This is a genomic window from Streptomyces sp. NPDC051963, assembly GCF_044593495.1.
In the GTDB taxonomy this organism is placed as follows: domain Bacteria; phylum Actinomycetota; class Actinomycetes; order Streptomycetales; family Streptomycetaceae; genus Streptomyces.
Map to the genome: position 1 here is coordinate 1 of NZ_JBIUCC010000033.1, position 1,371 is coordinate 1,371.

1 protein-coding gene is annotated in these 1,371 nt (G+C 68.5%); it reads left to right on the forward strand.

The window, feature by feature from the left end; all coding sequences use genetic code 11:
• Positions 1 to 237 precede the first annotated feature (237 nt).
• On the forward strand, positions 238 to 1,371 hold a 1,134-nt coding region (locus tag ACIHFB_RS45830; protein ID WP_400130036.1), incomplete at its 3' end, for an IS110 family transposase.

A 1,371-nucleotide genomic window follows, 5' to 3' on the forward strand; every position in this document is an offset into this window, starting at 1 on the left:
TCAGTCGGCTCTACCTTCTTGATCGGGTTGATCGAGCCATTCGTAGGGTTGGGTCGCCCAGGGGTGCTGGGTGTGGCTATCAGTCGGCTGCCGTCTCGTGGCTTGCGTGGCTTCGCCGCTCAGTACCCCACGACGACTCGGCCGCCGATTAGGAAGTGCGAACAGGTCGCTGTGTAGAGCAATGCCGGCGAGGTCGTCCGTGGCACGAACAGCACGAACCAGCACGTCAGGAGCATGATGAGCCGGATATGGGCGGGGATCGACAGCGGCAAGGGACACCACCATGGCCTCGCGTTGGACTCCGACGGCAAGACCCTGCTGTCGCGGCGGGTCGCCAACGACGAACCCGAGCTGCTGAAGCTGATCGGTGACGTCCTCGACCTGGCCGATGACGGCCAGGTCACCTGGGCCATCGACATGACCGGCGGGGAACCCGCCCTGCTGCTGGCCCTGCTGGTCAACCACGGCCAGGAGGTCCTCTACATCCCCGGCCGCCTGGTGAACCGGGCATCCGACGGCTACCGCGGCGAGGGCAAGACCGATGCCCGCGACGCCTACGTGATCGCCGACCAGGCCAGGATGCGCCGCGACCTGCGACCCATCCGCCCTGGCGACGAAGCCGCCATCGAGCTCAAGTTGCTGACCGGACGCCGGGCCGACCTGGTCGAGGACCGCACCCGCGTGGTGAACCGCCTGCGCGGCACCCTGCTGGGCATGTTCCCGGCCCTGGAGCGGGCCCTGGACGTGACCAACACCGGCCCGCTCAAGCTGCTGACGGGCTACCAGACCCCGGCCGCGATCCGCCGCGCCGGAGTCGCACGGCTGACCAAGTGGCTGGCCAACCGCAAGGTCCGCAACGCGAGGCCCCTGGCGGAAACGGCGGTCGAGGCCGCCGAGCGCCAGCACACCGCCGTCCCCGGGGAGAAGACCACCGCGAAGCTGGTCCACTCCCTGGCCCAGGAGGTGATGGCCCTCAACGAGCAGATCTCCGAGATGGACAAGCTCATCGAGGGCCCGTTTCGCGAGCACGAACTCGCCGACATAGTCGAAAGCGTCCCAGGGGTCGGCACTGTGCTCGGTGCGGAGTTCCTCGCCGCCGTCAGCGGCAGCCTGGACGACTTCGACTCCCCGGACGCCCTGGCAGCCTTCGCCGGCGTCGCCCCCGCGCCTCGCGACTCGGGCAAGGTCAGCGGCAGCCTCCACCGGCCGGTCACCTACCACCGAAGACTCCAGCGTGTCTTCTACACCTCCGCACTGATCAGCATCCGCTGCGATCCCAACTCGCGGAGGTTCTACGACCGCAAACGCGCCGAGGGCAAGAAGCACGTCCAGGCCGTACTCGCCCTCGCCCGACGACGCGTCAACGTCCTC